20 protein-coding genes are annotated in these 25,526 nt (G+C 70.2%); 12 read left to right on the top strand and 8 right to left on the bottom strand.

Translation table 11 applies throughout. The features are described from left to right. Nucleotide 1 precedes the first annotated feature (1 nt). The 3 genes from FJ251_00195 to FJ251_00185 all read left to right on the top strand — a co-directional run bounded on the left by FJ251_00195 (nucleotide 2) and on the right by FJ251_00185 (nucleotide 3,439). Entirely contained in the window at nucleotides 2-1,021 is a 1,020-nt protein-coding gene (locus tag FJ251_00195; protein ID MBM4116162.1) for a flippase-like domain-containing protein, read from the top strand. A 1-nt stretch (nucleotide 1,022) separates the two neighbouring features. Further along, nucleotides 1,023-2,132, top strand: a complete 1,110-nt coding sequence (locus tag FJ251_00190) for a hypothetical protein (GenBank protein MBM4116161.1) — start codon at nucleotides 1,023-1,025, stop codon at nucleotides 2,130-2,132. 251 nt (nucleotides 2,133-2,383) lie between these two features. Further along, nucleotides 2,384-3,439 carry a sugar transferase gene (locus FJ251_00185; GenBank protein ID MBM4116160.1) on the top strand — a complete coding sequence of 352 codons (1,056 nt, stop codon included), beginning with the start codon at nucleotides 2,384-2,386 and terminating at the stop codon, nucleotides 3,437-3,439. 75 nt (nucleotides 3,440-3,514) lie between these two features. On the opposite strand, the gene FJ251_00180 is transcribed toward FJ251_00185, so the two are convergent. After that, on the bottom strand, nucleotides 3,515-3,862 hold the full coding sequence (locus FJ251_00180; protein MBM4116159.1) for a hypothetical protein: 348 nt from the start codon (nucleotides 3,860-3,862) through the stop codon (nucleotides 3,515-3,517). A 338-nt stretch (nucleotides 3,863-4,200) separates the two neighbouring features. On the opposite strand from FJ251_00180, the gene FJ251_00175 reads away from it, so the two are divergent. Further along, nucleotides 4,201-5,679: an HAD-IG family 5'-nucleotidase gene (locus FJ251_00175; protein ID MBM4116158.1), complete on the top strand. Its 1,479-nt coding sequence runs from the start codon at nucleotides 4,201-4,203 to the stop codon at nucleotides 5,677-5,679. A 7-nt stretch (nucleotides 5,680-5,686) separates the two neighbouring features. Here FJ251_00175 and FJ251_00170 read toward each other — a convergent pair whose 3' ends face one another. From FJ251_00170 to FJ251_00160, 3 genes are read right to left on the bottom strand one after another with little or no spacing between them, the layout of a single operon-like run. Then, entirely contained in the window at nucleotides 5,687-6,487 is an 801-nt protein-coding gene (locus FJ251_00170) for a hypothetical protein (GenBank protein MBM4116157.1), read from the bottom strand. Nucleotides 6,488-6,510: 23 nt separating this feature from the next. Next, entirely contained in the window at nucleotides 6,511-7,788 is a 1,278-nt protein-coding gene (locus tag FJ251_00165; GenBank protein ID MBM4116156.1) for an ABC transporter permease, read from the bottom strand. 15 nt (nucleotides 7,789-7,803) lie between these two features. Continuing rightward, entirely contained in the window at nucleotides 7,804-8,946 is a 1,143-nt protein-coding gene (locus FJ251_00160) for a tetratricopeptide repeat protein (GenBank protein MBM4116155.1), read from the bottom strand. 208 nt (nucleotides 8,947-9,154) lie between these two features. Here FJ251_00160 and FJ251_00155 point away from each other — a divergent pair, with 208 nt between their 5' ends. Beyond that, the gene (locus FJ251_00155) at nucleotides 9,155-10,969 is read left to right on the top strand and encodes a hypothetical protein (GenBank protein MBM4116154.1); all 1,815 of its coding nucleotides are present in this window, start codon (nucleotides 9,155-9,157) and stop codon (nucleotides 10,967-10,969) included. Nucleotides 10,970-10,987: 18 nt separating this feature from the next. Here FJ251_00155 and FJ251_00150 read toward each other — a convergent pair whose 3' ends face one another. Next, nucleotides 10,988-13,009: a hypothetical protein gene (locus FJ251_00150; protein ID MBM4116153.1), complete on the bottom strand. Its 2,022-nt coding sequence runs from the start codon at nucleotides 13,007-13,009 to the stop codon at nucleotides 10,988-10,990. Here FJ251_00150 and FJ251_00145 point away from each other — a divergent pair. Beyond that, nucleotides 12,993-14,087 carry a hypothetical protein gene (locus tag FJ251_00145; protein MBM4116152.1) on the top strand — a complete coding sequence of 365 codons (1,095 nt, stop codon included), beginning with the start codon at nucleotides 12,993-12,995 and terminating at the stop codon, nucleotides 14,085-14,087. The two genes, FJ251_00150 and FJ251_00145, sit on opposite strands and share 17 nt — an antisense overlap. Here FJ251_00145 and FJ251_00140 read toward each other — a convergent pair. Next, nucleotides 14,079-15,041 carry a Zn-dependent exopeptidase M28 gene (locus tag FJ251_00140; protein ID MBM4116151.1) on the bottom strand — a complete coding sequence of 321 codons (963 nt, stop codon included), beginning with the start codon at nucleotides 15,039-15,041 and terminating at the stop codon, nucleotides 14,079-14,081. The genes FJ251_00145 and FJ251_00140 overlap by 9 nt on opposite strands. Nucleotides 15,042-15,184: 143 nt before the next feature. Here FJ251_00140 and FJ251_00135 point away from each other — a divergent pair, with 143 nt between their 5' ends. The 6 genes from FJ251_00135 (at nucleotide 15,185) to FJ251_00110 (ending at nucleotide 21,504) form a co-directional block, all read left to right on the top strand. After that, nucleotides 15,185-15,658 (top strand): zinc ribbon domain-containing protein, encoded by a 474-nt coding sequence (locus FJ251_00135; GenBank protein ID MBM4116150.1) that lies wholly within the window; start codon nucleotides 15,185-15,187, stop codon nucleotides 15,656-15,658. A gap of 17 nt (nucleotides 15,659-15,675) precedes the next feature. After that, nucleotides 15,676-16,620 carry a class II fructose-bisphosphatase gene (gene glpX, locus FJ251_00130; GenBank protein MBM4116149.1) on the top strand — a complete coding sequence of 315 codons (945 nt, stop codon included), beginning with the start codon at nucleotides 15,676-15,678 and terminating at the stop codon, nucleotides 16,618-16,620. Nucleotides 16,621-16,627: 7 nt separating this feature from the next. Beyond that, complete coding sequence (locus FJ251_00125; GenBank protein ID MBM4116148.1) at nucleotides 16,628-17,689, top strand: tetratricopeptide repeat protein; 1,062 nt, start codon at nucleotides 16,628-16,630, stop codon at nucleotides 17,687-17,689. Nucleotides 17,690-17,808: 119 nt separating this feature from the next. Continuing rightward, on the top strand, nucleotides 17,809-19,662 hold the full coding sequence (locus FJ251_00120; protein MBM4116147.1) for a hypothetical protein: 1,854 nt from the start codon (nucleotides 17,809-17,811) through the stop codon (nucleotides 19,660-19,662). Nucleotides 19,663-19,759: 97 nt separating this feature from the next. Beyond that, a complete protein-coding gene (locus tag FJ251_00115) occupies nucleotides 19,760-20,572 on the top strand; it encodes a DUF1670 domain-containing protein (GenBank protein MBM4116146.1) in 813 nt (270 codons plus the stop codon). After that, nucleotides 20,572-21,504: a DUF1670 domain-containing protein gene (locus FJ251_00110; protein ID MBM4116145.1), complete on the top strand. Its 933-nt coding sequence runs from the start codon at nucleotides 20,572-20,574 to the stop codon at nucleotides 21,502-21,504. Before FJ251_00115 ends, FJ251_00110 begins: the two co-directional genes overlap by 1 nt. A gap of 141 nt (nucleotides 21,505-21,645) precedes the next feature. On the opposite strand, the gene FJ251_00105 is transcribed toward FJ251_00110, so the two are convergent. Both FJ251_00105 and FJ251_00100 read right to left on the bottom strand, forming a co-directional pair. Continuing rightward, nucleotides 21,646-24,864, bottom strand: coding sequence for a hypothetical protein (locus tag FJ251_00105; GenBank protein ID MBM4116144.1), 3,219 nt, complete (start codon nucleotides 24,862-24,864; stop codon nucleotides 21,646-21,648). Beyond that, complete coding sequence (locus FJ251_00100) at nucleotides 24,771-25,523, bottom strand: T9SS type A sorting domain-containing protein (protein MBM4116143.1); 753 nt, start codon at nucleotides 25,521-25,523, stop codon at nucleotides 24,771-24,773. Before FJ251_00100 ends, FJ251_00105 begins: the two co-directional genes overlap by 94 nt. Nucleotides 25,524-25,526 lie beyond the last annotated feature (3 nt).

The following is a 25,526-nucleotide window of genomic DNA, read 5'->3' as shown; positions in this document are numbered from 1 at the left end:
GATGGCGAGCCGGGGTCTGAGCCGCACCCTCTGGCTGTCGCTGGCCGCGGGGCTCCTGGTGATGATCGTCCTCGCCGTGGCGGCGGATCTGGGCGCGACCCTGGGCGCGCTGCGCCGGCTCAATCCGCTCTGGCTGCCGCTCTTGCTCGCCTTCTCGCTCGGCAACTACATCACGCGCTTCGGGCGCTGGGAGTTCTTCCTGCGCCGGCTCGGGCTGCGCCTGCCCCGCCGCGACAGCCTGGGCGTCTTCGTCGGCGGCTTCACCTTCTCGGTGACGCCGGGGAAGCTCGGCGAAGTCTTCAAGTCCGTCCTCCTGAAGCATCTCCAGGGTGCGGCCCTTGCGCGGACGGCGCCGGTGATTCTGGCCGAGCGGCTGACGGATCTCGGTGGCCTGCTGCTGCTGGCCACGCTGGGCGTCTACAGCAGTCGCCAGGGCGGGCTCGCCTGGCTGTTCGGCCTGGGCCTGCTACTCCTCCTGCTCGTGCTGCTGCTCGCGCCGGGGCTGGAGCGCTGGCTCCTCGGCCTGCTGGCGCGCCTCCCCGGGCTGCGCACGCGCGGCGAGTCCCTCGAGCGGGCTCTCGCGAGCACTCGCGCCCTGCTGCGTCCGCGAGACCTGCCGCTGCTGCTCCTGCTCAGCGCGCTCGCCTGGTTCTGGGAGGGCTGGGCGCTGGTCTTCGCCGCCCGGGCCTTCGGCGAGTCCTTGCCTCTGGGCCAAGCGCTTGGCTACTACTCGCTCGCCACGCTCCTGGGCGCGCTGGCCTTCGTGCCGGGGGGCCTGGGCGTGACCGAGGGCTCGCTCGCACTCCTCCTGGGCCGCGGCGCCGGGCTGCCCGCTGGCCCGGCGGCGGCTGCAACCCTGCTCATCCGCGCCACCACGCTCTGGTTCGCCGTGGCCCTGGGGCTGCTGGCGCTCGTCTGGCTCGATCGCCGCTGGCGCCTCGGCGCCCGGCTGTGGAGCGGTCTCGATACCCTGAACCCCGCCCGGGACGGCGAACCCGGGCTGGAAGCCGGCCGGAGTTGACATGACGACGGATACCGCCCCCCGGCGCGCCCAGCGCGCACTCTTCCTGGCGCTCCCGCCGCTCCTGCTCGCGCTTGCCGCCCTCCTGGGCAAACCGGCCGCGGCGCAGGAACTGGGCGTTCTGTCCACCGAGGCCGGTCTGCCCGTGCGCCTGGAGGGTGCCCGGCCTCTGAACGCGCTGACGCCTTTCACCATGAACGCGGCCGGGGCCTACACCCGCCTGCGCGCGGGCGGCCGTGGCTTCGAGTCGCGGCAGGCCCGCCTGGGCTGGGACGCCCAGGGCCACCCCCTGGTGACGAACGATGCGACGCGCCGCGCTGTCCTGGGCACCCTGCTCCCCGGTGGCGGCAGCCTGCTCTCGAATCGCCGCCTGCACGGAACCGTGGAGTTGGCCACCGCAGCCTACCTGGCGATAGGCATCGTGCAGGCCAGCGATGATCGGGACGCCGCCCTCGAGGACTACGAGCGCTGGCGCGCCCTCGCCGAGGACGCGAACGATCCGACCGCCTACGAGCGTCAGGCCGGCATTGCCCTCGGCCTCTGGTCGGAGCAGAAGCGCCACCGGGAGCGGCAGCTGTTGACGACGGGGGTCTACCTCGGCCTGGGCGTGCTCGAGTCCTGGTGGTTCAACCGTCCCCTCGAAGCCCAGATTCGCGGCCAGCAACTGGGCCTGCAGGTGCCGCGACTCTCGCGCGGAAAGGCCGTGCTCGCGTCGCTGATCTTGCCCGGGATGGGCCAGGCCTACCGGCATCAGTGGCGCTCGGGTGTCTATCTGGCCGCAGGGGCCTATCTCGCGCAGGAGTCACTGGACAGCTATCGGCGGCGGGAGTTGCACGAGCGCGTGCTCGTCGAAGAGCGTGGCTTCCTGAGCGCCGACGGTCTGGATGCCGGCGAGGCGGAGCGGCTGCGCCGCCTGCAGGAGCGCATGCAGCAGGCCAAGGACGATCTCCACCTCCTGGGCGCGCTGGCCGGCGGGCTCTGGGTGGTCAACGCGATGGATGCGCTGCTCAGCCATCCAGAGGGTTCGCGCCCGCGCGGGCGCGTGCCGAAGCTCGCTCTGCTCGCCTCCCCGGCGGGGCAGCCGGGCCTGGGGGTCAGTACGGCGTTCTGAGCCGAGCGCCGGAGAGTTCGCCGGGGCGCCGCAGTCAGCGGGATTCACCATTCCGCAGCAGACCCGCAATGCGCAACGCGAGCCGGAGCGGGCGCAGAAACAGCAATTCCTGTCTGAAACGCCGGATTTCCGCGGGTGCCTCCTCTTGTTTTCGTGATATTGCACCCGTCCACCTTGCGGCATCTCAGAGGGCGATGATATACTGAGACCCGGCGCGCAGCGCTGCCCGGGACGGATTCCGGGTGTCAGACATGGATCGGTGGGTGAGAGCAGCGGCGGAGTATGCGCCATGGCTCGAGCTCTCCGGGTCGGTGAAGGAGACAGGGGGAAGCTTCAGATTCGCCCTGCTTTTTTTTAGCCGCCCGGATTCGTTCGGAATGTGGGAACCCTTACATGTCGGCGCAGCGCGACTTGGTACCCTGATTGCGTCAGCGCTAGCACCCCCATGTGACGAACAACAGGCGTGGTCCCCGATGAAGAAGACAGTCCTGGCAGACGACTTTCTGGAGTCCTTCCGCAGCAAGGGACAGCTCCAGCTCAGCACGGTGAGTGACCCCGAGGGCGATCCCTCGCTGACTTGGCTCAGCCGCTACGAGAAGCGCGGTCACGTGCCGAACGAGCGCTACCTGAGCCCGCTGACGCGACGGGCCATCCGCGCTTTCGATGTCCTGGTCTCCCTCCTGGCGCTGGTCCTGCTGAGCCCGCTCTTCTTCGCGCTAGCCGTCCTGATCAAGCTCGAGAGCCCTGGCCCGGTGATCTACCGCCAGCAGCGGACCGGCCTGAACCTGCGCACCGGTGACCGCCGTCGCCACACGAACATCCGCGTGCTCGAGGAGCGGCGCCGCAGCGACCGCCGCCTCGCTCCCGTGCCCGGTCGGCCCTTCGAGATCTACAAGTTCCGCAGCATGGTCTCGGACGCCGAGAAGAACGGCATCCAGCTCGCCAAGAAGAACGACGCACGCATCACCCGCCTCGGCCGCCTCATGCGGCGCACGCGGATCGACGAGCTGCCCCAGTTCTGGAACGTGCTGAAGGGCGACATGAGCATCGTCGGGCCCCGCCCGGAGCGGCCCGAGATCATCGCCTATCTGGCCGAGCAGATCCCCGGCTACACGGACCGCCTGGGCGTGAAGCCCGGCATCACCGGCCTGGCGCAGATCCGCAACGGCTACGACACGGACCTCGAGCACATCCGTCGCAAGATCACCCTGGATCGCTACTACATCCAGAAGTGCTCGTTGGGGAACGATCTCAAGATCATCGCACGGACATTCCGCGTGGTCGTCCGCGGCGAGGGCGCGATGTAGCTTATTGACTCAGAAGCATTTACTGGCAGGCGGGGGCCGCAGGCTCCCGCCTGCGGCCTTTGTTGGGCGGAGGGATCAGAGGCCCAGGGGGTTGTCGGGAACGGGGCTCAGTGTCAGCTCCCGAACGCCCCAGGCGATGGCGCTGGCCTCGTCCGGCAGCCAGATGTCGGCCCGGAGCTGGTGGCGCCGGTTCATCGTGTCCTCCACGATGAACTCGCCGAGCCCCTCGACGTGCACCCGGTCGCCCCAGCTGAAGGGCGCCGCCGGGTTGAAATGGCGCAGGAGGTCCCGGCTGAGGGCGATGACCCCCTGGCGGACGCGGGTGCCGGAGGCCGTCAGGTGCGGCGTCGAGTCGCACTGTCCCTCGTGACTGGAGTAGGCCGTGACCGTGACGGCGTAGATCGGCGGGCTGGCCAGCCCCAGCCACTCGTCGATGAGGGCCAGGGTCGGCGAGGGGCGCAGGAGGGAGTCCGCACCGGCCGCCGCCCCGCCCCCGGGGGCAGGCGCGCGCCAGGGCCCGACCGGGCGCAGGCCCAGGGCGAACACGAGCGCGAACAGGGGGGCGACGGTGGACTTCATGGTCGGGGCACCTCCTCCTGAGGGCAGCAGTCTAGGCAGACGCTCCGGCAGGGGTCAACCCCTGGCGGACTTTTTTCGGCAATTCGGAATTCCTGGCAAGGATTATGCACTAAGGGAAGTCCTCGGATACCAAGGCCCCTTCGCTTGCCCCCGCGCCGCGCGCGCGGCACATTCACTGAGCCATGATGCGCAAAGCCTCAGAGATCTCCCCGCATCGCCTGCCGACGGTGGCCGCCCACCGCTTCGAACGCTTCATCGAGAAGCCCAATCGCATCTACGTGAATCGCAACCTGCGCATGGGGAGCATCCGCTGGGTGGGCTTCGACATGGACCACACCCTGGCGCTCTACAACCGCAATTTCATCGAGGCCCTGGCCTTCGACCACGCCAAGGAGAGACTCATCCGCGACTGCGGCTACCCCGAGCTGCTGCGGGAGGTCCGCTACGACCCCGAGTTCGGGATCCGCGGCCTCGTCGTGGACAAAGTCACAGGTAACATATTGAAAATGGACAAGTTCCAGTACGTGGCCGAGGCTCTGCACGGCCGGCGCCGGCTGGACAAGGAGATGCGCAGAGCCCTCTACACGGGGGGCGGCCTCCGCATGTCGGACGAGCGCTTCTGGAGCAACGACACCCTCTTCGGCCTGCCGGAGATCTCCCTCTACGCAGGCGTCGTCGAGGCGATGGAGGCGGCGGCGCTGGGAGACCTGGACTACCGCCGGCTATTCGACGACATCCGCAGCAGCGTCGACCTGGTGCACCGGGACGGCACCCTGAAGGCAATCATCCTCGAGCGGCTGGGCGAGTGCTTCCTCCGCGATCCCAGGCTTCCGGCCGCGCTGGACAAGCTGCGCCGGGCGGGAAAGAAGCTCTTCCTGCTCACGAACTCGGACCTGACCTACACCGACGCGGTGCTCAGCCACGTGCTCGTCGACGGCCTCGAGCGCCCCTGGTGGAGCTACTTCGACCTCATCGTCACGGACTCGCGCAAGCCGGGTTTCTTCGCCGGACCGGCGCCCTGGCGAGCCGTCGCGGGGGACTGCCACGGGGTGCCGTGCTTCGCCGGCGGCAACGTCCAGCTCCTCCAGCAGCAGTTGGGGGCCGGCGGCGACGCGATCCTCTACGTCGGCGATCACATCTACGGAGACATTCTCCGGTCCAAGAAGACCTGCGGCTGGCGCACGATGATGGTCGTCGAGGAGCTCGAGCACGAGCTCCGGGCGATGGAGGCGAGCGCACCGGACACGGAGCGCATCGACGGTCTCCAGGTGGAGAACGAGGCGATTCTCGAGCGGCTTCTGGAGGCGCGTGAGAGCCTGGACGCGGCCCGCCAGACCAAGCTCAGCCGCTATCGCTCCCTGCCCCCCGACGAACTCCGCGCCCTCGACGAGCGCCTCGAAGCGCTGGGCGCGGAAGGGCGCGAGCTGGACCGCCGCCTCACGGCCAACCTGCTCGCGATCAAGGAGGTGGAAGTCGGCATCCGGCGCCGCTTCAACCGCTACTGGGGACCGCTCTGCAAGGTGGACAACGAGCTGAGCCGTTTCGGCGACCAGATGTGCGACTTCGCCTGCCTCTACACGTCTCGCGTGAGCAACCTCGCGTACTACCCCGCCGACAAGTACTTCCTCAGCCCCGAGGAACTCCTGCCGCACGAGATCTAGTCCCTGCTCAGTGGATCAGCAGCGGCAGGTCCAGCTTGAAGGCCAGCCGCAGCGCGCGGTGCAGCCAGCGGAACTGGAGATAGGTCGAGCAGCTGCGGGAGAAGTCGATGACGCGCTCCTCGCTCATCCGCTCGTAGAGGACCCCGGCCAGGAAGTCCAGGTAGATGCTCAGCAGCTCGCGCGGGATCTCGCGGGCGTAGCCGGTGTCGGCGCTGTTTGGCGAGGCAAGACCGAGCAGCGCGTGCAGGATGTGGTCGGTGCTGATCCCGTCGCCGGCGCGCCGGAAGGCCACGGGCTCGTGCCGCTCCAGCAGGCGGCTGCCGCCGCGCAGCTCCGTGGCCCGGAGCCGCGCCACGGGGGCGCCGGTGAAGGGCGAGTCCGTGCGCAGGATCAGGTTGAGCAGGGTGGGCCATTCCTCGACGCCGCGGCGGTCGATCAGGGGCTGCAAGCGCTCGCCGAGGAACTCCTCGAAGCTGGCCAGCAGGGGGTAGTTGATCCTGCCCACGCAGCCGAACTCCTCGGCCTTCGGGTCGAGGTTCGCGGGGCAATCGCGGCAGATCCGCAGGCGCTTGCCGATGTCCGCGCCCACCTTGCGCACGTCCTCGATCGTGAAGGCCTCGGGCTCGACCTGCTCCCCGCGGTAGGAGGGCATCTGCCATTGCTTGTCCGCCAGCCCGTGCCGATTCAACTCCGGGCGCTCGGCCAGGTACTTGTGGACCATGAAGAGGAAGGTCCAGCGCCGAAGGCCCGGCTCGCCCAATTCCTCTCTGTTCTGGCAGGGGAAGGGGATGACGTAGTCGATGCCCAAGCGCGTCCCTTTCGCCCGCGGCTTCAGAGCGACCGGATCGCCGCGATCGGATCCAGACGCGCCGCCTCCCAGCCAGGGTACAAGGCGGCCAGCAGGCAGACGGCCAGGGTAATGGTCCCCACCCGCAGGAAGTCAATGGGATTGAGCAAGATCGGGACCGTCTCGAGGACGAAGAGATCCCAGGGTATCCGCAGGGGATGGACCTGCAAGTAGAGCCCGAGCAGCCAGCCGCCAAGCAGCCCGACCAGCACGCCGACCAGACCCACCAGCCAGCCCTCCAGCACGACGAGCCCGAGAACGCCGCCCCGGCTCAAGCCCAGGGTGCGCAGGATCCCCAGCTCGGCCCGTTTCGCGCTCACCATGAGCGTCAGCGCACTGACGATGCCGAGGCTGGCGACCGCGACCGTGAGGAGGAGAAAGAGGTACATCATGACCTTCTCGCGGTGCATGGCCTCGAAGAGCACGCGATTGCGCTCTTGCCAGGTCTCGGCCCGATAACCGGCGAGGGCCGGCAGCGCGAGCAGGCTCTCGGCCACGGCACTTGCCAGCTCCGGTCGGACGCAGCGCAGGCCGAGGCCCTGCGCGCGGCCCGTCACCTGGAGGAACTCGCCGCAGACGCGGAGGTCGGCGAAGGCGCGCGTCGCGTTGAACTCGTACAGGCCGGCGTCCACCAGCCCGACCAGGCGAAACCAGGCCTCGCGGCCGCGCAGCGAGTCGAGATCGCTGGCGCTGCCCGTGCTGGCGTCTGGGACGAGCAGGCGGAGGCGCTCGCCCAGACCGAGCTGGAGATTGCGGGCCAGCTCCTCGCCGAGCAGGATTCCCGGCTCCTTGCCGTCGCCGTCCGGCAGGATCCAGCCCGGGTGCGGCGCAAAGCCGGTGAAATCGGGGTAGCTCATGGCGAGCACGCCGGTCACCGCCGCCTCCCGCCCGGGATCGATGCCGGTCAGAGTCGCCGTCTCGAGGCGCTCGTAGCCGGTGGCGTCCAGGGCGACGGCGAGCACCTCCGAGCGCACGAAGGGCGCAGCCGCGGCCAGCTCGGCGCGATCGGCCAGGATCTGGAGGAGGGGCGCCGGGTCGGCGATCGCTCGGCCGCCGCCGGGACGCAGTTCGATGTGGGCCTCACCGTCGTTGATGAGCCGGCGCAGCTCGGACTCGAGGCCGTTCATCACCGAGAGGATCACGGTCAGCGCGAGCACGCCGACGGCGATGCCGGCCATCGCGACCAGTGCCGTCAGCGTGACCGCGCGACCCCGCCGGGGATCGCCGAGCTGCCGCAGGGCGAGAAACCAGGTGAGGCGCATCTCCTCCGCCGGCGCCTAGTCTCCCGAAGCGCCAGCCCGCGCGATCAGGCTCTCCTGCCGCTTGATCTCCGTCAGAGCGTAGCCGCCCCACTGGGGGTCATCGAGGATGGACTCGAAGATGTCGAGGGCGTCCTTGTAGCGACCCTGCTTCTCGTAGGCCTTGGCCCGCGTGCAGAGCAGGCCCGCACGTTCGGAGGGATCCTTGACCAGACGCAACCCGGCGTCCACGACCTCGAGGGCGCTCGCCGGCTCGCCGATGTCGTTGTAGATGTTGCCCAGGTAGCGGTGGGGCAGGTTCTTGTCCGGCCGCGCGGTCGCCTCGAGCGACTCGATCACGTCGACCGCGCGCTGCAGGTACTTGCGCGCGTCTTCCTTGCCGTTGGGCATCTCGTTGTAGACGAGTCCGAGCATGAGGTTGATGTTGTAGTCGTTCTCCTGCTCGGCGTAGGCCAGCTCGAGGTGCTTGAGCGCCTTGTCGTACTGCTGCTTGTTGAAGTAGAGGAGGCCGAGGTTGTAGCGGCCGTCCAGCTTGCTCGGATCGTACTCGTAGGCCTTCTCGAGGTTGGAGATCGCCAGGTCGTAGCTCTTGTTCTGCCGGTAGAGCGTGCCGAGCGAGAAGTGGGCGCGCGCCAGCAGCGAAGTGTCCTGGACGTCGCTGTTCACGACCTGGTTGAGGACCTGCAGCGCACGGCTCTTCTCCTCATCGTTGCGCGAGCGCATGTACAGCGTGGCCAGGTTGACCTTGGCGAAGTTGTTGCCCGGTTCGCAGCCCGGCGTCCCCGGCTTGCCGACGATCTCCTCGTAGGTCGCCTTGGCCCGCTCCTCGATCTTCAGGGCGAGGTAGACGTAGGCCAGGCTGTTGGTGACCGCGCAGTCCTCGGGCGCCAGCGCGTGGGCGGCCTCGAAGCCCGACTTGGCGTTCCGCCAGTCCTGGAGCTGCATGGCGGCGTTGCCCAGGCCCTTGGCTGCGTCGAGGTGCTTGCTGTCCTTGGTGAAGGCCTCCCGGAAGCTCGCCACCGCCTGCCGGTACATGCCGTTTCGGTAGTACTCGCCGCCGCTGGCGACGAGCTGCTCCACCTCGCTGGGTTGAGCCTGGCCAGCCACGGCGGCCAGGGTCAGGAGGCAGACGACGGCAAGGAAGCGAAGCGGGAAGTTCATGGTCACCCTCGTCGGAATGGGGGAAGTTCTCTTGAGGCAGGGGCAATATACAGGAGCCCGGAAACCGCTTCAACCCCGGCGCTTGCACGGCCGCGTTGCCCTGCGGTTCCCGGGACCTTAGATTCCGCTTGGGTCGGCGCGGCGCCGGCATCGGTTCAGGGCGATGGCAACAATGGGTAAGACGGCCGCGGGGCGCGGTGGCGTCCCGATGATCCTCCTCTTTTGGCTGGCGGGCGCGTTCGGCCTGGGCTCTTGCGGGCGCGCCGTGCCGCCGGCCGCCATTCCGCCGCGGCTGCTCTACTTCTCGCCCAGCGGGACGGACACCCTGGTTCTCGACGAGGACGGCACCGAGCGCTTCCTCCTCGCCGCCCAGGCGGGGACCGAGGCTCGCTACGAGGCCCTGGTGGGGGACAGCCTGCTGCCCCTCGCCGGGGGCGAGTTCCTCTTCCGACCCGCCGATTTCGGCCTCGTCTGGCCGAACATCCGCCAGGACAGCCTCGTCACGGTCACGCTGCAGGTGTTGGACGCCGGCCTGACTCTGGGCCGCAGCTGGCCCCTGCGGGTGAACGTGACGCCCGGCATCGAGTTCCTCGTCACGCCGCCGGATCCCGAGGTCGCAGCCGCGGTGAACGATACGCTCGAGTTCACGATGACCGTCCTCAATGCGCCGGGGCCGGTCGAGTACCGCTGGAGCGTGGACAACGTCTACGTGGGGGCCGGCCAGGCGCTGCGTTTCGTGCCGCAGGCCGAGGGCGCGCTGCTCGTCAAAGGCCATGCCTGGGTGCCGGGGACCACCATCAGCCTCTTCCACTACTGGCACCTGACGATCGCCCCCTGCGGCGACCAGGAGCCGCCGGGTACCGTGAGCGACCTGCGCATCGGCCCGGGGCCGAATCCCGGCGATCTCGTCGTCCGCTTCGACGCGGCGGTGGACCTGCCGGAAGGAGAGCCCGAGCGCTACGAGGTCCGCTTCTGGGACAGCCTCCTGCCACCGCAGCAGTGGAACACGACGAACCTGATCGGCCTCCTGCCGGCCACGCCAGGCGCGAGCGAGGAGCTCTTCGTGATCCCTCAGCTCGCCCCGGGTCGGCTCTTCTACGTGCGTGTGCGGGCTCAGGACGGCTGCGGCAACCGTTCGGCCTGGAGTGCCGCCGCCTCCGGCAAGGTGGCCGGCTTCGCGGTCGGCGGGCGGTTGCTCGACTGGGAGACGGGTCAGGGCATCCCCGCCGTCGAGGTGCGCTATGGAATCGGCCGCCTGCAGGACGAGGTGTGGGTCTTCACCGATGCCGAGGGGCGCTTCCACTGCTCGAACGTTCCCCTGAAGCCGGCGGGCAGCGAGAGCAATCCCACCGGCCGCCTCCGCGACGAGATGACCAGCGGCGTCGGTGTCTGGTACGACATTCTCGACACGCGCGCCATCGACGACTCGCTGCACTACCTTCACGGCACCTTCCGCGCGGGAAGCACGCAGAGCGGCGCCTACCCGCAGTTCCTCGACTACCTGCTCACGATGGGGATCAGCGGCGGCTTGAACGATCTCGGCGAGGGCGTCGTCGTCCATCCGCGCTACCCGATCCCGATCCACCTCGCCCCCTACGCCCTGAACGGCATCGCCTACGATGCACTCGCGCGCAATGCGCTTGCGATCTGGGAGGAGGACACGGGGCTCGACCTCTTCACCGAGGTGGCCAGCCCGGCCGAGAGCGCCATCGACATCGTCTACACCAGCGAAGGGTACAGCAGCCACCGCTACACGGCCTGGGAGGCCGGGACCGGCGTGCCGCTGCGCAGCGAGATCCGCTGGGTCGCCAACGGCCAGCCGGGCAGCGAAGCGAACCTGCAGCGGGTCATCCTCCACGAACTGGGCCACGCCCTGGGGCCCCAGCGGCACAGCCTCGAGACGCTGCACGTGCTGGCGACGACGAACACCGTCGATCGTCCATCCGCCGACGAGATCAAGCTGCTGCGGATCCTCTACCACATGCCCGCGCGCCAAGACCTCGGCCTGCTGGTCGCGAACTAGCGGCCGCGGGCGGGAAGCCTAGCGAATCAGGTGGAGCTTGCGAGTGTCGGCGGCGCGGCCGTCGATGCTCAGGCACGCCAGGTAGACGCCGCTGGGCAGCCCCTGCCCTGCCTCGTCGCGACCATCCCAGCTGACGAAGCCGGGTCCGGCCGGGAGCGGGGCGCTGAGCAGGCGGCGCAACTGGCGGCCGGCGGCATCGAGGATGCTGATCTCCACCCGCGCCCCGCGCGCCAGCTCGTAGCGCAGGCGCGTGCTCGGATTGAAGGGATTCGGATAGGGCGCGAGCAAGCGCCCGGCAGGACCGGCCGGCGCCGGCGCGACCGCGGTCTGCCCGTAGCCGACGGCGTCGAGGACCTCTTCGAGCGTGGGCCCGGGGATCGTCGGCTGCGTCGGCGGGAAGGGATCGATGCCCGTCTCGTGGTAGTCCTCGATGTCGTCCACGCTGAAGAAGCCACCGGCGGTGAAGGAAAGATCGGCGATGACCAGATAGGCCTCCTGGCCGATGAGGACGCTGGTGTCCCAGAGCTGCAGCGCAAGTGCGTGGCTTCCTTGGCCGGTGGCGCGCAGGACGAGCATGTCGCCGGCCACGAGAACGAGGCCGACGAAGAGGCGGCTCGGGTCGTTGCCGCCGCCGACGAGCAGGCGCAGCCGGTTCTCGCTGATCGTGAACGGTGCGCTGCGCAGGAGGCCGACCGGCAGCACGCCCTGCGCGTCACCCTCCTGCCCCTCGATGGGCTCGGGGAAGTCCTCGTAGGTCGCGATGTAACTGTTGCCCTGCAGATGGCTCTGCCCGTCGCCGCGCTGGTACGGATTGTCGCCCCAGGTCGGCTGGTTGTCGAAGGCGGAGCCGAAGACGATCGTCCAGTCCGCCAGCGCCGAAGGCAGCGGCGTGATCTGCGCGGCGCCGCCGGGGCCGTCCAGCGCGATGTGGTCGAAGCGGTAGAAGTAGATCGGGCCGTCCGGCGAGAGGATGGCGTTGTGCCGGCTGAAGACGACCTCGTCGCCGAGGTTCGAGATCTCGGGGGCGTTCCCGGGGTCGATGATCTCCAGGTTGTCCTTGGTCCAGGCGCCCGTGAGCGTGGGCGCGGTCATGTGGCTCGTGCCCTGCACCCACTCCTCCGTGAAGAAGAGGTGGTACAGGTCGCCGTCCTTGACGAGCTGCGGGCTTTCCAGCACGGCCGTGCTGCTATTCACGAAGAGAGGCGGCAGGTCCACCCAGTTGATCGTGTTCGGGCTGCGGGCGAAGCTGATCGCGCCCAGTCCGGATGCCGTGCTAGCGGTGTTGAGCAGGTAGTAGTCCGGGCTGCCGGCCTCGCGGAAGATCTCGGGGTCGCGGCAATTGGCCCAGGCGCCCGCCGTCCAATTGGACCAGCTGCCCGGACGGTAGATCGGATTCAGCGGCCAGCGCGCCCAATCGTAGAGGTCCCAGCTGTAGGCGAGGCCCGTCTGCTGGGTGACCGTCTGGCTCACTCCCGTGTAGAAGAGGAACCAGGCGCCGGAGACATCCTGGATCACCTTCGGCGCCCAGATGAACTTGCCCTCCCAGCCGTAGGGGGGCACCTCGCTCACCGGCAGGATGCTGTCCTGCCGTGCCCAATGGCGCAGGTCGGTGCTCGTCAGATGGCCGAGCCAGCGCTCGCTGCGCAGGTAGTCGGGCGGGACCGGCGGGAAGCTGTGGATGTAGAAGACGTGGTAAACGCCGTCGACCTTGAGCAGGGCGTGGTCCTTGCAGGCGACGGACTGCTCCTCGACGAAGTAGGGCTGCTCGAAGTCGAAGCGGAGCTCGGCGCGGGCGAACCGGGCGGGGAGCGCGGCCAGCACACAGAGGATTGCGATGGCGGCGGCGCGTCGCGCCGGCCGGATCGAACCAGAGGTCATGCCGCAGTCCTGCGTGGGGTTGTGAGCGCGTGTCAATTGGCCGAGATTATAACAGACGGATTCGCGCGAGGTCAAATCCGGGCGAGTGCCGGTGCTGCGCTGCGGCGTCGCCTCCGGGGACCAGCGGACTCGAGAGGAGCCAGGCATGGCGCGGTTGCGCATCGGGCGGATCGCCGGGATCGAAGTGGTTCTCCACGGGAGCTTTCCGCCCTTCTTGATTTTCCTTGGATTGCTCTATGGACTCGGCGGCGGCTGGCGCGAGGCGGCGCTGACCCTGCTCAGCCTCCTGCTCGTCTTCAGTTTGGTTCTACTGCACGAACTCGGACACAGTCTGGTCGCGCAGCGCTTCGGCGTGGCGATCCGCTCGATCACCCTGATGCCCCTGGGCGGCATGGCGCTGATGGACCGCCTGCCGCGCCGCCCGCGACAGGAGATCCTCATCGCCATCGCCGGGCCAGCCGTGAACCTGGCGCTCGCCGCGCCGGCGCTCCTCGGGCTGGGCCTGGCCGAGGGACCGCTTCTCAGCGAGCGGCTCCTCGGCGCAGGGCTGCTGGCCCGTTTTCTCCACGCGAATCTGGCTCTCGCGCTCTTCAATCTGCTCCCGGCCTTCCCGCTCGACGGCGGTCGCGTCTTGCGCGCGCTGCTCGCGCTGCGGCTGCCCTACCTGCGGGCCACGGAGTGGGCCGTGCGCGCGGGTCGAATTCTCGCCGCCCTCCTGATCCTGCTGCCGCTGCTGGGACTGCAGTACCTGCTCCTGGGCCTCATCGGCGTCTTCCTCTTCGTGGCCGGCGGTCGCGAGCTGCGCGGCGTGCGCCTGGACGAGTTCCTAAGCCACCGCCCGGTCGGCGAGTGCCTCGATCCCGCGTCCTGGCTGCTCGCGAACCGCGAGACGCGGCTGGTCGATCTGCAGGCCGCGCTGGCCGCGCGCGAGGGAATCGCCTGGGCGGTGGTGGACTTGGAGGGCGGCCGCTTCGGCCTCCTTTCGCGCCGCGCCTTGCTGTCGGCCTTCCTCGTGATGCCGGCGCCCCTGCCGCTCGGCCAGCTCGTCGAGGAGGGACTCCTGCCGCTGCCCGCCGCGCTGCCGGTGGGCGAGGCGCTGCACCGCCTGCGGGCCGGCGGACGCGAGGCCTGGCCGGTGCAGGCGGGCGGCCGCATCCTCGGCGTCCTGCGCCGGGAGACCCTCGAGAGCCAGCTGGCGGCGCTGGGCGCGGGACAGCGGCGGCCGACGGTCTCAGCGTAGCACCGGCTCCGCGAGATGCATGACCGCCCCGACGAGGGCCCGCGTGCCGGCCGCGAGGAATCTGGGGCACAGATCGGGCAGGCTGTCCGCCGTGGTATTGGCGTTGGGCGAAACGTCGCCCGGCCCTTCGTGTACCCAGATCGCGGGCAGCCCGTAGTACCAGAACTGAAGATGGTCGCTGCTGCCCCCCGGATTCCCGGTCGAACGCAAGAGGGTATCGAGAGCCAACCCCTCGCCGGTCAGTTGGGCCCAGGGCAGCAAGTCCGCCGCGAGGGCGGCACTCAGCGTATCGCAGAGGATGTTCGCATCGGGCAGGTCGGCGTCGTAGCCGAGCATATCCACGTTGATGTAGCAGACGAGGCTGTCGGGGCCGGTCTCGTGTCGCCAGTAATCCCGCACACGGCGGCTGCCGAACATGCCGACCTCCTCGGCGGCGACGAACACGATTTCGACCGTGCGCTCGAGGGGTCGCTCGGCGAGGACGCGGGCGAGCTCGAGGAGGGCGGCGACGCCGCTCGCGTTGTCCACGGCGCCGGGCGCGCGGGCGGTCGAGTCCTGCCAGCTCTCGGGATAGCTCGTCGTGTCCCAGTGGGCGCCGACGAGAACGTGCTCCCCGGGCCTGACCTGGCCCGGGATGCGGAGCACGACGTTGGCCGTGTGGATGTCGCGGATGCGGCGGAATGTGAAGCTGTCGGTGCTGGCCGGCGTGCCCTGGGCCGCCAGCGTCTCGAGCAGCCAGTTGATGGTGGCGGCGGTGCCGGGGTCGTAGTGCATCCAGCGCGAGTGGATGCCATTCAGGGCCGCGACGTGGGCGTAGAGACGATGGACGTCCACCGCTGCCGCTGCGGCCCGGATGGCCTGCGCGCGCGGCGCTTCCGGCTGCTGGCGATTCGACTCCGAGCAGCCGAGGCAGGCCGCGAGCAGGAGGCCGGGGAAATGCGGGCGTCGCCACATGCGGTGAGAATAGGTCGGGACCGGGCTTCGCCACAAGCGACAGGCCCGAATGATGCTTGCGCGCGCGACAGGGGGCTCCTAGACTGCCGACGCCGCAGAATACGCCCGGCGCCCGGGTCCCCGGATCGCGGAAAGGAGACCTGATGAACTGCCCTCGCTGCACCCAGCCGACACCGACAGGGGCCAGTTTCTGTCCCGCCTGTGGTCTCGACCTGAGCCTGCTACCGCCCGAACGCGAGTCGCCGACCGCGCTCGGCACGTCCGCGGAGACTCCGGCGTCGCCCGCCGGCGAGGCGACCGCCTTCGAGGGTGGCGCGCCCAGCGCCTGGCCGCGCGTGCTGCGCCTGCACGGCACCCGGGAGACGAAGCGGCCCTTCGTCGCCGCCACGCTTGCCTTCTTCTTCGGGCCCTTCAGCTACCTCTACCTCGAACAGGCCAACTGGTTCTGGTGGAGCCTGCTCGGGGGCTTCGTCCTCCTCCTCGTGAGCCGCGGCGAGGCGCTGCCCCTGCTCCTCGCCGGATTCGTGCTCCATGCCTACGACGTGGCGTTGATCCTCAACGATGAGCTGCGCGCCGGCCAGCGCCAGCCGCCTCTCCCGGGAGGAGACACCGTCTAGACGGGGAGGAGCCCGTGATGGATCGCAATCTCGCGCTGGAGTTCGTGCGCGTCACGGAGGCGGCGGCCATCGCCTCATCCCGCCTGCTCGGCCGCGGCGATCCCAACGCCGCCGACGAGGCGGCGACCACGGCCATGCGCGAGGGCTTCAACCGCATCGCCATGGACGGCGTCGTCGTGATCGGCGAAGGAGAGCGCGACGAGGCGCCGATGCTGTTCATCGGCGAGCGCGTCGGCACGGGCGCGGAGCCGGCGGTCGACATCGCCCTCGACCCGCTCGAGTGCACGAACAGCGTCGCCTACGGCCGACCCAACGCGCTCTCCGTGGTGGCGCTCGCGCCGCGCGGGCAGTTCCTGCACGCCCCGGACACCTACATGGAGAAGATCGCCGTCGGTCCGACGGCGGCCGGCGCCATCGACATCCGGCGCAGCCCGGAGGAGAATCTGCACGCGGTCGCCGAGGCCAAGGGGCAGCCGGTGCAGGATCTCACGGTGGCGATCCTCGATCGCGAGCGGCACGAGCAGCTCATCGCCCGCGTGCGCAGGGTCGGCTGCCGCATCCACCTGATTCCGGATGGCGACGTCTCGGCGGCCATCGCCACGGCGGTCAGCGAGGCGACGGTGGACATCCTGCTCGGCACCGGCGGCGCGCCCGAAGGCGTGCTCGCGGCCGCGGCCCTGCGCTGCCTGGGCGGGGACATGCAGGCCCGGCTCGCCTTCCGCAGCGAGGCCGAGCGCGAGCGCGCCGTGGGCATGGGCCTCGCCGATCCCGGTCGCATCTTCCAGCTGAACGACCTCGCCGTCGGCGACAACATCATGTTCGCCGCCACGGGCATCACCGACGGCGATCTGCTGCGCGGCGTGCGCTTCCACAGGGGCGGCTGCCACACGCACAGCATCGTGATGCGCAGCATGTCGCGCACCATCCGCTACATCGAGGCGCAGCACGTCTTCGAAAGCTGAGGCTGCCGTGGACTGGATCCTCCTTCTCGAGCGCTGCGAGCCATACTACCGCTGGCGTCGCGAGCAGCATCCGCCCTACCCCGACCTCACGCTGGAATGGGGACTGCACGCGCTCCTGCGCGGGCAGCTCGTCGCCGAGCGCGACCCGGCGGCGGCTGCGGCGGCCCTCGCGGCCGCGGCCGAGGCGCGAGCGGCGCTCGCGGTGCGCGTGCCGGGGCTCGAGGACCGGCAGCTCTGGGAGAGCTGGCTCACGGCCCAGGGCGGCCTGCGCCCGAGCCAGGCGGCGCCAAGCGCCGAGGCGCTGGTGCAGCGGCTGCGCACGGACTTCGCGGATGCCGGCCCGGAGCTCGAAGCCCTCCTCGCCGCCGTAGCGCCCCTCGCCACAGAACCGGCGGTCCTCCGGCGCGCCCTGCTCTGCCCGGCCTTCCGCCGCCTCTTTGCCGCCATGGGCGAGTTCTTCACGTTCCGCGGCGAGGGTGAGCTTGGGCGCCGGCTCTACGCCTGGGCGGTGCTCGCCGGCCGGCAGCCGGATCGCTACTGGCTCTTCCGGGCGCGTTGGGAGCGCAAGCTGGGCGATGCCAGCGCGGCGCTCGGTCTGCTCGAGCAGGGCCTGGCGCGCTGGCCGGCCTCCATCGAGCTGCTGCGCGAAGCGGCTGCGGAGCGGGACCGGCGCGGCGACCTCGCCGCGTCGGTGGCACTGCTCGAGCGCGCGGTCGCGCTGCAGCCGGATTGGCCGGACCTGCGCTACGACCTGGCGCGACTGCTCCAGGAGGCCGAGCACCGCGAGGCCTCGCTCCTCCAGCTCGGCAAGGCGCTCGCGATCAACCCGCTCTATGCGAAGGCGGCGCTCGGCCGGGCCGAGTTGCTGGTCGGCATGGGCGAGCTGACGGCCGCGGAGCAGCAGCTGCAGCGCCTGCCGGCGGCGCAGGCCGAGACCGCGCACGTCTACGAGCTGCTCAGCCGGATCTTCGCGGAGCGCCGCGACAGCCGGCGCGCCGACGAGTTCTCCGTGCTCGCCCAGCAGGCCCGCGAGCGCGAGCGAGCGGAGGGCGAGGCAGCGCAGCGCTGAGCTCCCTTCCGCGGACGACCCCGGGATTGCCCACCGTTCCGGAGCGCGAACTCCGCCCATTTCAAGGCCCCGCGTCCGGCGCGGATCTGCTAGAATTGTGGCCTCTCGCGAGGTGAGCAATGCCACGACTCCCCATGGTCGCGCAGGCCCTTCTGCTGGGACTTGCGGCTCTGACGCTCAGGGCCGCGCCGGCAGGGGCGCTGCACGTCACCGACTTCGAGCAGCCCTACTTCCTCGAGACGATGGGCCTGCAGTGCAAGGACCACGCGGTGGTCAAGCACAACGGGCTCTACCACGTCTTCTACATCCAGAGCCTGCCGCCTAGCGGCCACTACCTGCGCAAGGAGCAGTGGTTCGGCCACATCACCAGCCCCGACCTGCGCCACTGGGCGCGGCAGGACAGCATCCTCTCGATCGACATTCCGAATCCGCCGGCCTGGGAGTCGGAGTTCATCTGGGCGCCGAAGATCATCGATGATCCCAACAGCAACGACTGGCTGATGTACTACACGGGTGCCAACTACACCGTCACCCAGCAGACCGGCCTCGCCTCGAGCTACAACCTCTACAACTGGTATCGCTACCCGAACAACCCGATCTATCGTCCGGGGAGCTGGGCGATCTGGTCGTCGGGGCAGTGGTCGAACTGCCGCGACCCCGAGATCTTCCACGAGGACGGCAGCAGCAGCTGGTACCTGCTGAATACGGCCTCGGCGGCGCCGGACACCCTGGGCGCCATCAGCTACGCCCTCAGCTTCAACCTCGGCCCCTGGATGGACCGCGGCGCCTTCTTCGTCAACGACAGCCAGAACGTGCTCGAGAGCGTGCAGCTCGTGAAGCGGGGCGGCAACTACCACCTGTTCTTCACCGAGGGGGGCCAGCAACAGATCAGCCACATCGCGAGCCCCACCTTCCTCGGCGGCTGGTCGAAGGAGAACCGCACCTACATCGACGAGGGGCACGCCTGCGAGATCACGACCATCCCCGGCGAGCCCGAGCTGTGGAGCCTGCACCGCGGCCTCGGCCTGCGCGACGGCACGCGCTATTACTACCACTTCGGCGAGATCGCTTTCGACGGACCAGGCGGCGACCCCTCGGTGAGCTTCAACGACGGGTTGCCCGAGAACTGGACGAACGTCTTCGGCACCGCGTTCAACTACCAGCCGACCTGGGGCGACAACCCCTACGAGCGCAGCGGCGTGCCCACCGGGATGGCGGGCAACAGCTACATCGCCACCTACGAGTTCTTCCCGAACCCGGAGATCTACCCGCCGGGCCGCATCCAGGGCAACGTGCCGACGGGCCTGATCCGCAGCGACGACTTCACGGTGACGGGCGATCGCCTGAGCCTCCGCGTCGGCGGCGGCAACCAGCCGGGGCTCACCTTCGTCGCCCTGGTGCGCGCGAGCGATCAGCGCATCCTGCTCTGGGCGACGGGCAACGACAGCCACCAGATCACGCCGCGGCTCTGGGACCTGGCCAGCCTCGCGGGGCAGACGGTCTTTCTCGTCATCGCCGATCTGAGCACCGTGGCCTGGGGACACATCGCCGTCGACAGCATCGAGGAGTACGTTCGTGTCGGCCAGGATCCGATGCCGCCCACGGCGCCGATGACCGACGGGCCGACCCTCGGGCAGGTGCTGCTGGAAGCCGGCTTCGGCTGGTCGGACGCGCCCGTCGCGCCGGCGGCCGGCGCCGGCCGCCTCTTCGCGCCGCACCCCAATCCCTTCAATCCAAGCACGCGCCTGCGCTACGAGCTGGCGGCGGCGGGCCGCGCCGAGCTGACCATCCTCGATGCCCAGGGCCGCGTCCTGCAGACCTTGCTCGCGGAGGAGCTGCCGGCCGGGCCGGGCTTCGTCCTCTGGGACGGCCGGGACGCCCAGGGCCAGCGCGCGGCGAGCGGTGTCTACTTCGCCCGCCTGCGCCTGGACGGCCGCGAGCTGGGCCGGCAGAAGCTGCTGCTCCTGAAATAAGGCCACCTGACCTCTGACTTTCCGTTGCCAAGGCGGGGAGTGACCGGAAATCATCCGGTCATTCCCCCGCCTTGAGCAGGCGGAAGTGAGGAGGGACATGGGTGGAAGCGCGGGGCCCCGGCTGGCGGCCAAGACGATCGAGCATCAGTTTCTCTACGCCCTCGAGCAGGATTTCGAATTGGCACCTGCGCTATCGCGGGCCCTGTTGGCCACGGCGCAGCAGGTGCTTTTGCCGTCTTGCAGCGCAACCGACGTGCGGGAAGGGCAGATGCGGATCACGGCGGTGAGCCGGCGCGAGCCGGCGGGCAAGCCGTTGGCGGCGATGAAGAAGGTCGCTGTGGTCGTGACGGTGGACGGGGGGCTGGAGGATCTGGAGATCCAGGTTCGCTGTGGCCTGCAGGGCGTTCGCCGCGTCCGGCTGCTGCGTCTGTGTGAAGAAGCGGTGGACCAGGGCGGGGTCCTGACCCAGGAGGACCTTTCGCGGTTGCTCCAGACCGGTGTGCGGACGATCCGCCGGGACATTGCGGCGCTGCGGGCAGCGGACTACTGGGTGCCGACCCGGGGCACGGTGCAGGAGATGGGACGGGGGCAGTCGCACAAGGCCAAGATCGTCGAGTTCTACCTGCGCCGGATGACGTACTCTGCGATCATGCGCCAGACGCGCCACAGCGCGGGGGCGATCAAACGCTACGTGGAGACCTTTGGCCGTGTGGTGGTGCTGTGGGAGAAGGGCCTACGTGAAGCGGGTGAGATCGCCTACGTGGTGGGCATCAGCGAGCGGCTGGCGGGCGAGTATCTGCGGCTACGGGAGCAGTATGCCGAGTCGCCCTTCCGCGATCGTTTGGCGGAGATTGCCCGGCAGGTGCGCACCTCGCTGCCGGCGAACGGGGAAGAAAAGGGGGGCTCCTGATGGGTGATTCCCGGGATCGCTACGCGACGGTGGGCCGCCGTGATTTCGGCTCGGCGATCGCGCACCTGCTGGAGACCGACTTCAAGCTGGTGGGCAGCCATCGGGTGATTCGTCTGATCGCGGAAGCGATCGTGGATCTGCAGCGGGAGTTTTATCCGGAGCAGGATCGTGCCGAGCCGGGCACGATCGTCTGGGCGACGACGAAGCGGGGCGAGGGCGCGAAGGTGGGCTATGGCAAGCGGGCCGAGGCTTACGGTACGCAGATCGTGCATCTGCCGCTGGTGACGAAGGCGGAGATCGAGGCGCGGATGCGGACGGGGCGCCAGGGTGACGGTCGCATCAACCGCCGGCGGGAGGCCCGCCGCGATATCGAGACGCTGGTTCGGCTCGTGCGGAGCGCAGCGGCGCAGGGTGGTTTGCTCACGGGCGCGGAGCTGTCGGTGCTGATGAACCGGTCCCTGGGCAGGATCCACGAGTATGTGCGCACCTACGAGCAGGAGACGGGCGAGGCGCTGCCGCTGAAGGGCTACGTCCTGGACATGGGCAGCTCGCCGACGCACAAGGGGATCATCTGTAGGAGGTTTGAAGAGGGGATGAGTCCACCGGACATCGCACGTGCCACGGGACACAGCCTGGCCGCGGTGGACAACTACCTGAAGGCCTACGATCAGATCAAGGTCCTGCTGCGCCGCGGCCTGGATGCGGCGACGCTCTGCCAGGCGACGGGCAAGGCGCAGCGGACCGTGGCCCAGTACCTGGTGATCGCGGACTGCTATCATCCGGAGCTGCTGACGGCCGGGCACCGGTCCTGGCTGGCGACGCTTCTGAAAAAGGGCAACGTGGCTTTGTCTCCAGAGGATGGGGAGCGGATGCGCCAGGGGCTGGAGACAAGAACGCCGGCAAGGGCCGGCGACGTGGAAAGAAATCTCTAACAGGTCAGATGGCCTAAGAGTAAGTGACCGCGCGTTCTCCCCTCCTCCCGCGCCCGAAACAACGGGCGCGGCGAGGAGGGGAGCACGCGCCACCTCAGGAGAACCGGCTTGCGCGCGGGGTGGAGGGCCAGCGCGCTCACCTCAGCGATGCTCCGCCGGCGGCGCCGGGCGCGGCGCCGGCGGGAAACCCGCCGCGGCGAGCAGGCTGTCGAGACTCACAGGACTCGGATCGGACGCCTCGCCCGGCGCGCTGCCGTCCGGGTCCTCGAAGGCAAGCACCGCGTCGAGCGCGATCGCTCCCCAATCCGCGGCGCCGAGGTCGGCGACGACGAGGCGCACCCACTCCCCGCGCAGGCTCTCGCAATCCCAGACCCGTGGCGCGAGGACGTGGCTGTCCGCGCCCGTCGCGCGGAAGAGCACGGCGCCGTCCGCCTCGCGCACGAGGGCCACGAATTCGGCTTCCGGCTGCTGGCCGCCGCCGACGGCCAGGCGCAGCCGGTTGTGGCGCAGCCGGAAGGGCGCGCTGCGGATCCAGCCGACGCGGCTGAAGTCCTCGTAGTGCGTGCCGGGCTCGCCGGTGTCGGGCCGCGGATGCCGCTCGTAGGTGGCCAGGTAGCTGTTGCCCGTCATCCCGCTCGCGACGCCGCGCGCGGGATCGAACAGCGGATTGTCCCCCCAGGTGGGCTGGTGCTCGAAGGCGTGCCCCTGCAGCGCGCCGATCAGCTCCCAGGTGAGCGCGCCCTCGAGCCGGCCGCCGTCGGTGCCGAGGATCCCGGACACGCCGCCCGGTTCGACGAGGGTGGGCCGGCCGTCGCCGCTCGCCTCGAAGTCCAGGCTCGCAAAGCGCAGCAGGTAGCGGTTCTCGGGCGCATCCTTGTGATGCTGGCTGAAGACCCAGCGCCCCTCGAGCCAGTTGAGCTCGGCGGCGCTGTAGCCGAGCAGGCCGAGGTTGTCGCCAGCGCCCTCGGCACCCGACCAGCCGCCCGGGCCGCCGAAGGGGTCACTCGCCATCTGGTGCCGCGTGCCGCTCGCATCGGAGTAGAAGAGGTGCCAGCGCCGCTGGCCGTCGGCGTGGTCGACGGCCACGAGCTGCGGCGACTCGGGCTGCTGGATGTCCGCGCGCAGCAGCAGCGGCGCCGCCGCGTCGCGCCCCTGGAAGGCGAAGCTCTCCGGCGCCGCCTCGGCGAGCAGGATCAGCCCGCTCCGGTCCGGTGCCTTCCCGGTCGCCAGCAGGCGCCAGCGGCCCTCGTGGTGGAAGACGAAGGGATCGCGGCAGGGCGCGGCCCAGTCGGGCGCGGCCTCGTCGTCCGTCCAGGCCGCCCAGGCCGCCGTCGGGTGGTAGAAGGGATTGAGCTGCTCGTGCGCCGCGTCTGCGCGCCACCAGGTGAAGAGGTCCTCGCTGAAGGCGAGGCCGATCTGCTGGGGCCGGCCATCGCCCTTGACGCCGGCGTAGAGCATCAGCCAGGCGGGACCCGGCAGCGGATTGGCGATCACCTGCGGCGCCCAGATGCCCCAGGCCTCCCAGGGCTCGCCCTCGCCGACGGGCAGGATGTCGGCCTCGCGCGTCCAGTGACGCAGGTCGCTGCTCGTGATGTGCCCGAGCTGGGTCGGCCCGCCGCCCGCGCGATGGTAGATGTGGAAGCAGTGGTAGCGCCCGTCCGCGAAGACCAGCGCGTGATCGGCGATCAGCTCGCCCGCCTCGCTCGCGAAGTAGGCCTGGTCGAAGTCGAAACGCAGGCCCTCGCCCGTGGGCTGCGCCCAGGCCTCGAAGCGCCAGAGCGGGCCCCACTGCGCGAGTCCGCCCGGATCGCGCGCGAGCACCTGCCAGGCAATCACGCTGTCGGGCGCGAGGCCGCCGAGCGTGTAGCTCGGGGCCGCGAGGCCGGCCGCGGTCAGCGCACCGTTCACGTAGAGGTCGTAGCTCAGCGGCCCGCCGTCGGGGTCGCTCGCCGTCCAGCCGAGCGTCACCTGCGTCGCGATGAGCACGGCGCCGTCGGCCGGGGTCGGCGCGGCGGGCGGAGCCGGGAAGGAGTTCGCGCAGCTGCGCGCGACGCGCAGGCCCGTCGCGAAGGAGGCCTGGTTCGGCGCCAGCGAGGCGCGGGCGGTGGTCTTGAGCGCCGCCGCGCCGCTGAGGAAATCTCCGCCCCGCACGATGCGCGTGATACCGGTCGTCGGGCCCTTCGGGTTCGTGAACTGGCCCGCGGCCAGGGACCCCCACCAGTCGTTGCAATACTCGCCGAGGTTGCCGGCCAGGTCCTCGCCGCCGAGAAGGCTGCGCCCGGCGGCGTGGGCGCCGCAGGCGGCGCTCCAACCCAGGCAGGGCGCGCCCAGCGCGCCGTTGCAGCGCTCGCAGTCGACCTCCGGGCCACCCCAGGGGTAGAGGCGGCCGTCCGCGAGCCGCGCCGCGTACTCCCACTCGGCCTCTGTGGGCAGGCGGTAGCCGACGGCCGCGTAGGGATCGCCGCCGCCGCAGAGCCAGCTGCTCGTCGAGTAGGCGGGCGTCAGTCCCGCGCGCTGGCTCAGCCAGTTGCAGACGATCGCCGCGCCCTTCCAGCTCAGATTCTTGAGCGGGTGCGGTCCGGAGTCGTAGCCGCCGGGATAGGCGGCGGCCGCCGCTGGCGCCTGGCGCAGGCTGAACTGCCCGCTGGGCCCGCTGTAGCTGATCTCCGAGGTGGAGGCGCCGAGGTCGAGCAGGTTCAAGCCGCTGGGCTGGGCCACGACCAGGTTCCCGTGCATCGTCAGCAGGCCGACGCTCTTCGCCCACTGCAGGAGGCCGAGGAACTCGGCGTTGCTCAGTTCTTGGCGGTCGAGCAGGAAGTCCCGCGTGAGCGTGACCTGGCGCGCGCCCGTCTCGCCCATCATGAAGCTGCCGGCGGGCAGGCGCAGCATGTCGCGCGGGTAGGCCTCGTCGCTGGCGAGCAGGCGCAGGCGCAGGTCGCCGAGCTCGCGCCCCGGCAGGTCGGCGCCCGCGTTCCAGACGGCGTGGCGGCCGGGCGTCGCCGGCACGCCGGCGCCCACGTCGCCGCTCAGGCTGTAGCAGGGCGCCAGCCAGGTGAGCCCGCCGTCCTCGCTGGCCTGGACACTGACGAAGAGGGTGCCGCCATCGGCGTCGGCGAGATCGAAGGCGATGTCGACGAGCCCGCTGCCGTCCGTCCGCTGGGCGAAGCTCAGGTTCGCGACCTGCGGCTCGGCGCCGCGCGCGAGCGCAGGCGCGAGTCCGAGCGCGAGGAGCGCCAGCCGGATGCGCAGCGAGCGCCGATGGGTGCTCATTTGAGGAGCACCAGCTTGCGGGTGAGCTGCTCGCCGTCCAGGACGAGACGCGCGAAGTAGACGCCGCTGGCCAGGGCCTGCGGCCGCCATTCCAGTTCGAGCCAGCCGGCTGGATGCGGGCCGTCCCAGAGCCGCGCGAGCTCGCGGCCCTGCACGTCGTGGATGGTCAGGCGCGGGCTGCCGGCGCGGGGCAGGCCGAAACGCAGCCGCGTGGCGGGATTGAATGGGTTCGGCCAATTGGGCGCGAGGCTCAGCGCCGCGGGCGCGAGCGCGTCGGCGGGGCTCTCGTCGGTGGCGATGCGGTGCGGCTCGCTCTCGATCGTGCCCAGGTTGCCGAAGGCGTCGGCGAGAGTCAGCGTCCAGCGGCAGTTCTCCGTGGGCAGCGACGGGACGAGCCAGAAGTAGGCGAAGCTGGGCGGCTGACCGATGCCCGCCGCGAGGCTCAGCGAGTCCGCGTGCACCAGCGCTCCGTCCACGTGGAAGCTCAGGCCGAGCGGCGCCTGCCCGGCCTGCCCCGCCGGCAGATAGGGGTCCTCGAGCGACCAGCGCAGCGTGACGCTCTCGCCGCCGATGAGGATGGCCCCCGGCTCGGGTGCGAGCAGCGTGAAGCGGGGCCCGCGGGTATCGACCGCGCCCGGCGGACTGATCGCCAGGGCCGTGCCGGCCGCCGCGTGCGGCGCACTGAGCCCGAGCGCGCAGAGCGCCGGCGCGAGGGCGCGGACAAAGCGCTGCCAGGGGCGAGGGGACATCGT

The organism is bacterium (assembly GCA_016873475.1).
In the GTDB taxonomy this organism is placed as follows: domain Bacteria; phylum Krumholzibacteriota; class Krumholzibacteriia; order JACNKJ01; family JACNKJ01; genus VGXI01.
The sequence above is the reverse complement of the archived record's forward strand: the minus strand, read 5'-3'. Positions and strand labels throughout refer to the sequence as shown.

Coding starts and splice junctions, on each gene's coding strand:
- FJ251_00110 (MBM4116145.1), top strand. CDS start 20,572: ATGGGTGATTCCCGGGATCGCTACGCGACGGTGGGCCGCCGTGATTTC.
- FJ251_00190 (MBM4116161.1), top strand. CDS start 1,023: ATGACGACGGATACCGCCCCCCGGCGCGCCCAGCGCGCACTCTTCCTG.
- FJ251_00145 (MBM4116152.1), top strand. CDS start 12,993: ATGGCGCGGTTGCGCATCGGGCGGATCGCCGGGATCGAAGTGGTTCTC.
- FJ251_00115 (MBM4116146.1), top strand. CDS start 19,760: ATGGGTGGAAGCGCGGGGCCCCGGCTGGCGGCCAAGACGATCGAGCAT.
- FJ251_00135 (MBM4116150.1), top strand. CDS start 15,185: ATGAACTGCCCTCGCTGCACCCAGCCGACACCGACAGGGGCCAGTTTC.
- FJ251_00105 (MBM4116144.1), bottom strand. CDS start 24,864: ATGGCGGCCGCAGGCCCTGGCCAGCGGCGTCTACTTCGCGCGTCTCGT.
- FJ251_00140 (MBM4116151.1), bottom strand. CDS start 15,041: ATGTGGCGACGCCCGCATTTCCCCGGCCTCCTGCTCGCGGCCTGCCTC.
- FJ251_00185 (MBM4116160.1), top strand. CDS start 2,384: ATGGATCGGTGGGTGAGAGCAGCGGCGGAGTATGCGCCATGGCTCGAG.
- FJ251_00155 (MBM4116154.1), top strand. CDS start 9,155: ATGATCCTCCTCTTTTGGCTGGCGGGCGCGTTCGGCCTGGGCTCTTGC.
- FJ251_00175 (MBM4116158.1), top strand. CDS start 4,201: ATGATGCGCAAAGCCTCAGAGATCTCCCCGCATCGCCTGCCGACGGTG.
- FJ251_00195 (MBM4116162.1), top strand. CDS start 2: ATGGCGAGCCGGGGTCTGAGCCGCACCCTCTGGCTGTCGCTGGCCGCG.
- FJ251_00165 (MBM4116156.1), bottom strand. CDS start 7,788: ATGCGCCTCACCTGGTTTCTCGCCCTGCGGCAGCTCGGCGATCCCCGG.
- FJ251_00120 (MBM4116147.1), top strand. CDS start 17,809: ATGCCACGACTCCCCATGGTCGCGCAGGCCCTTCTGCTGGGACTTGCG.
- glpX (MBM4116149.1), top strand. CDS start 15,676: ATGGATCGCAATCTCGCGCTGGAGTTCGTGCGCGTCACGGAGGCGGCG.
- FJ251_00150 (MBM4116153.1), bottom strand. CDS start 13,009: ATGCGCAACCGCGCCATGCCTGGCTCCTCTCGAGTCCGCTGGTCCCCG.
- FJ251_00160 (MBM4116155.1), bottom strand. CDS start 8,946: ATGAACTTCCCGCTTCGCTTCCTTGCCGTCGTCTGCCTCCTGACCCTG.
- FJ251_00100 (MBM4116143.1), bottom strand. CDS start 25,523: ATGTCCCCTCGCCCCTGGCAGCGCTTTGTCCGCGCCCTCGCGCCGGCG.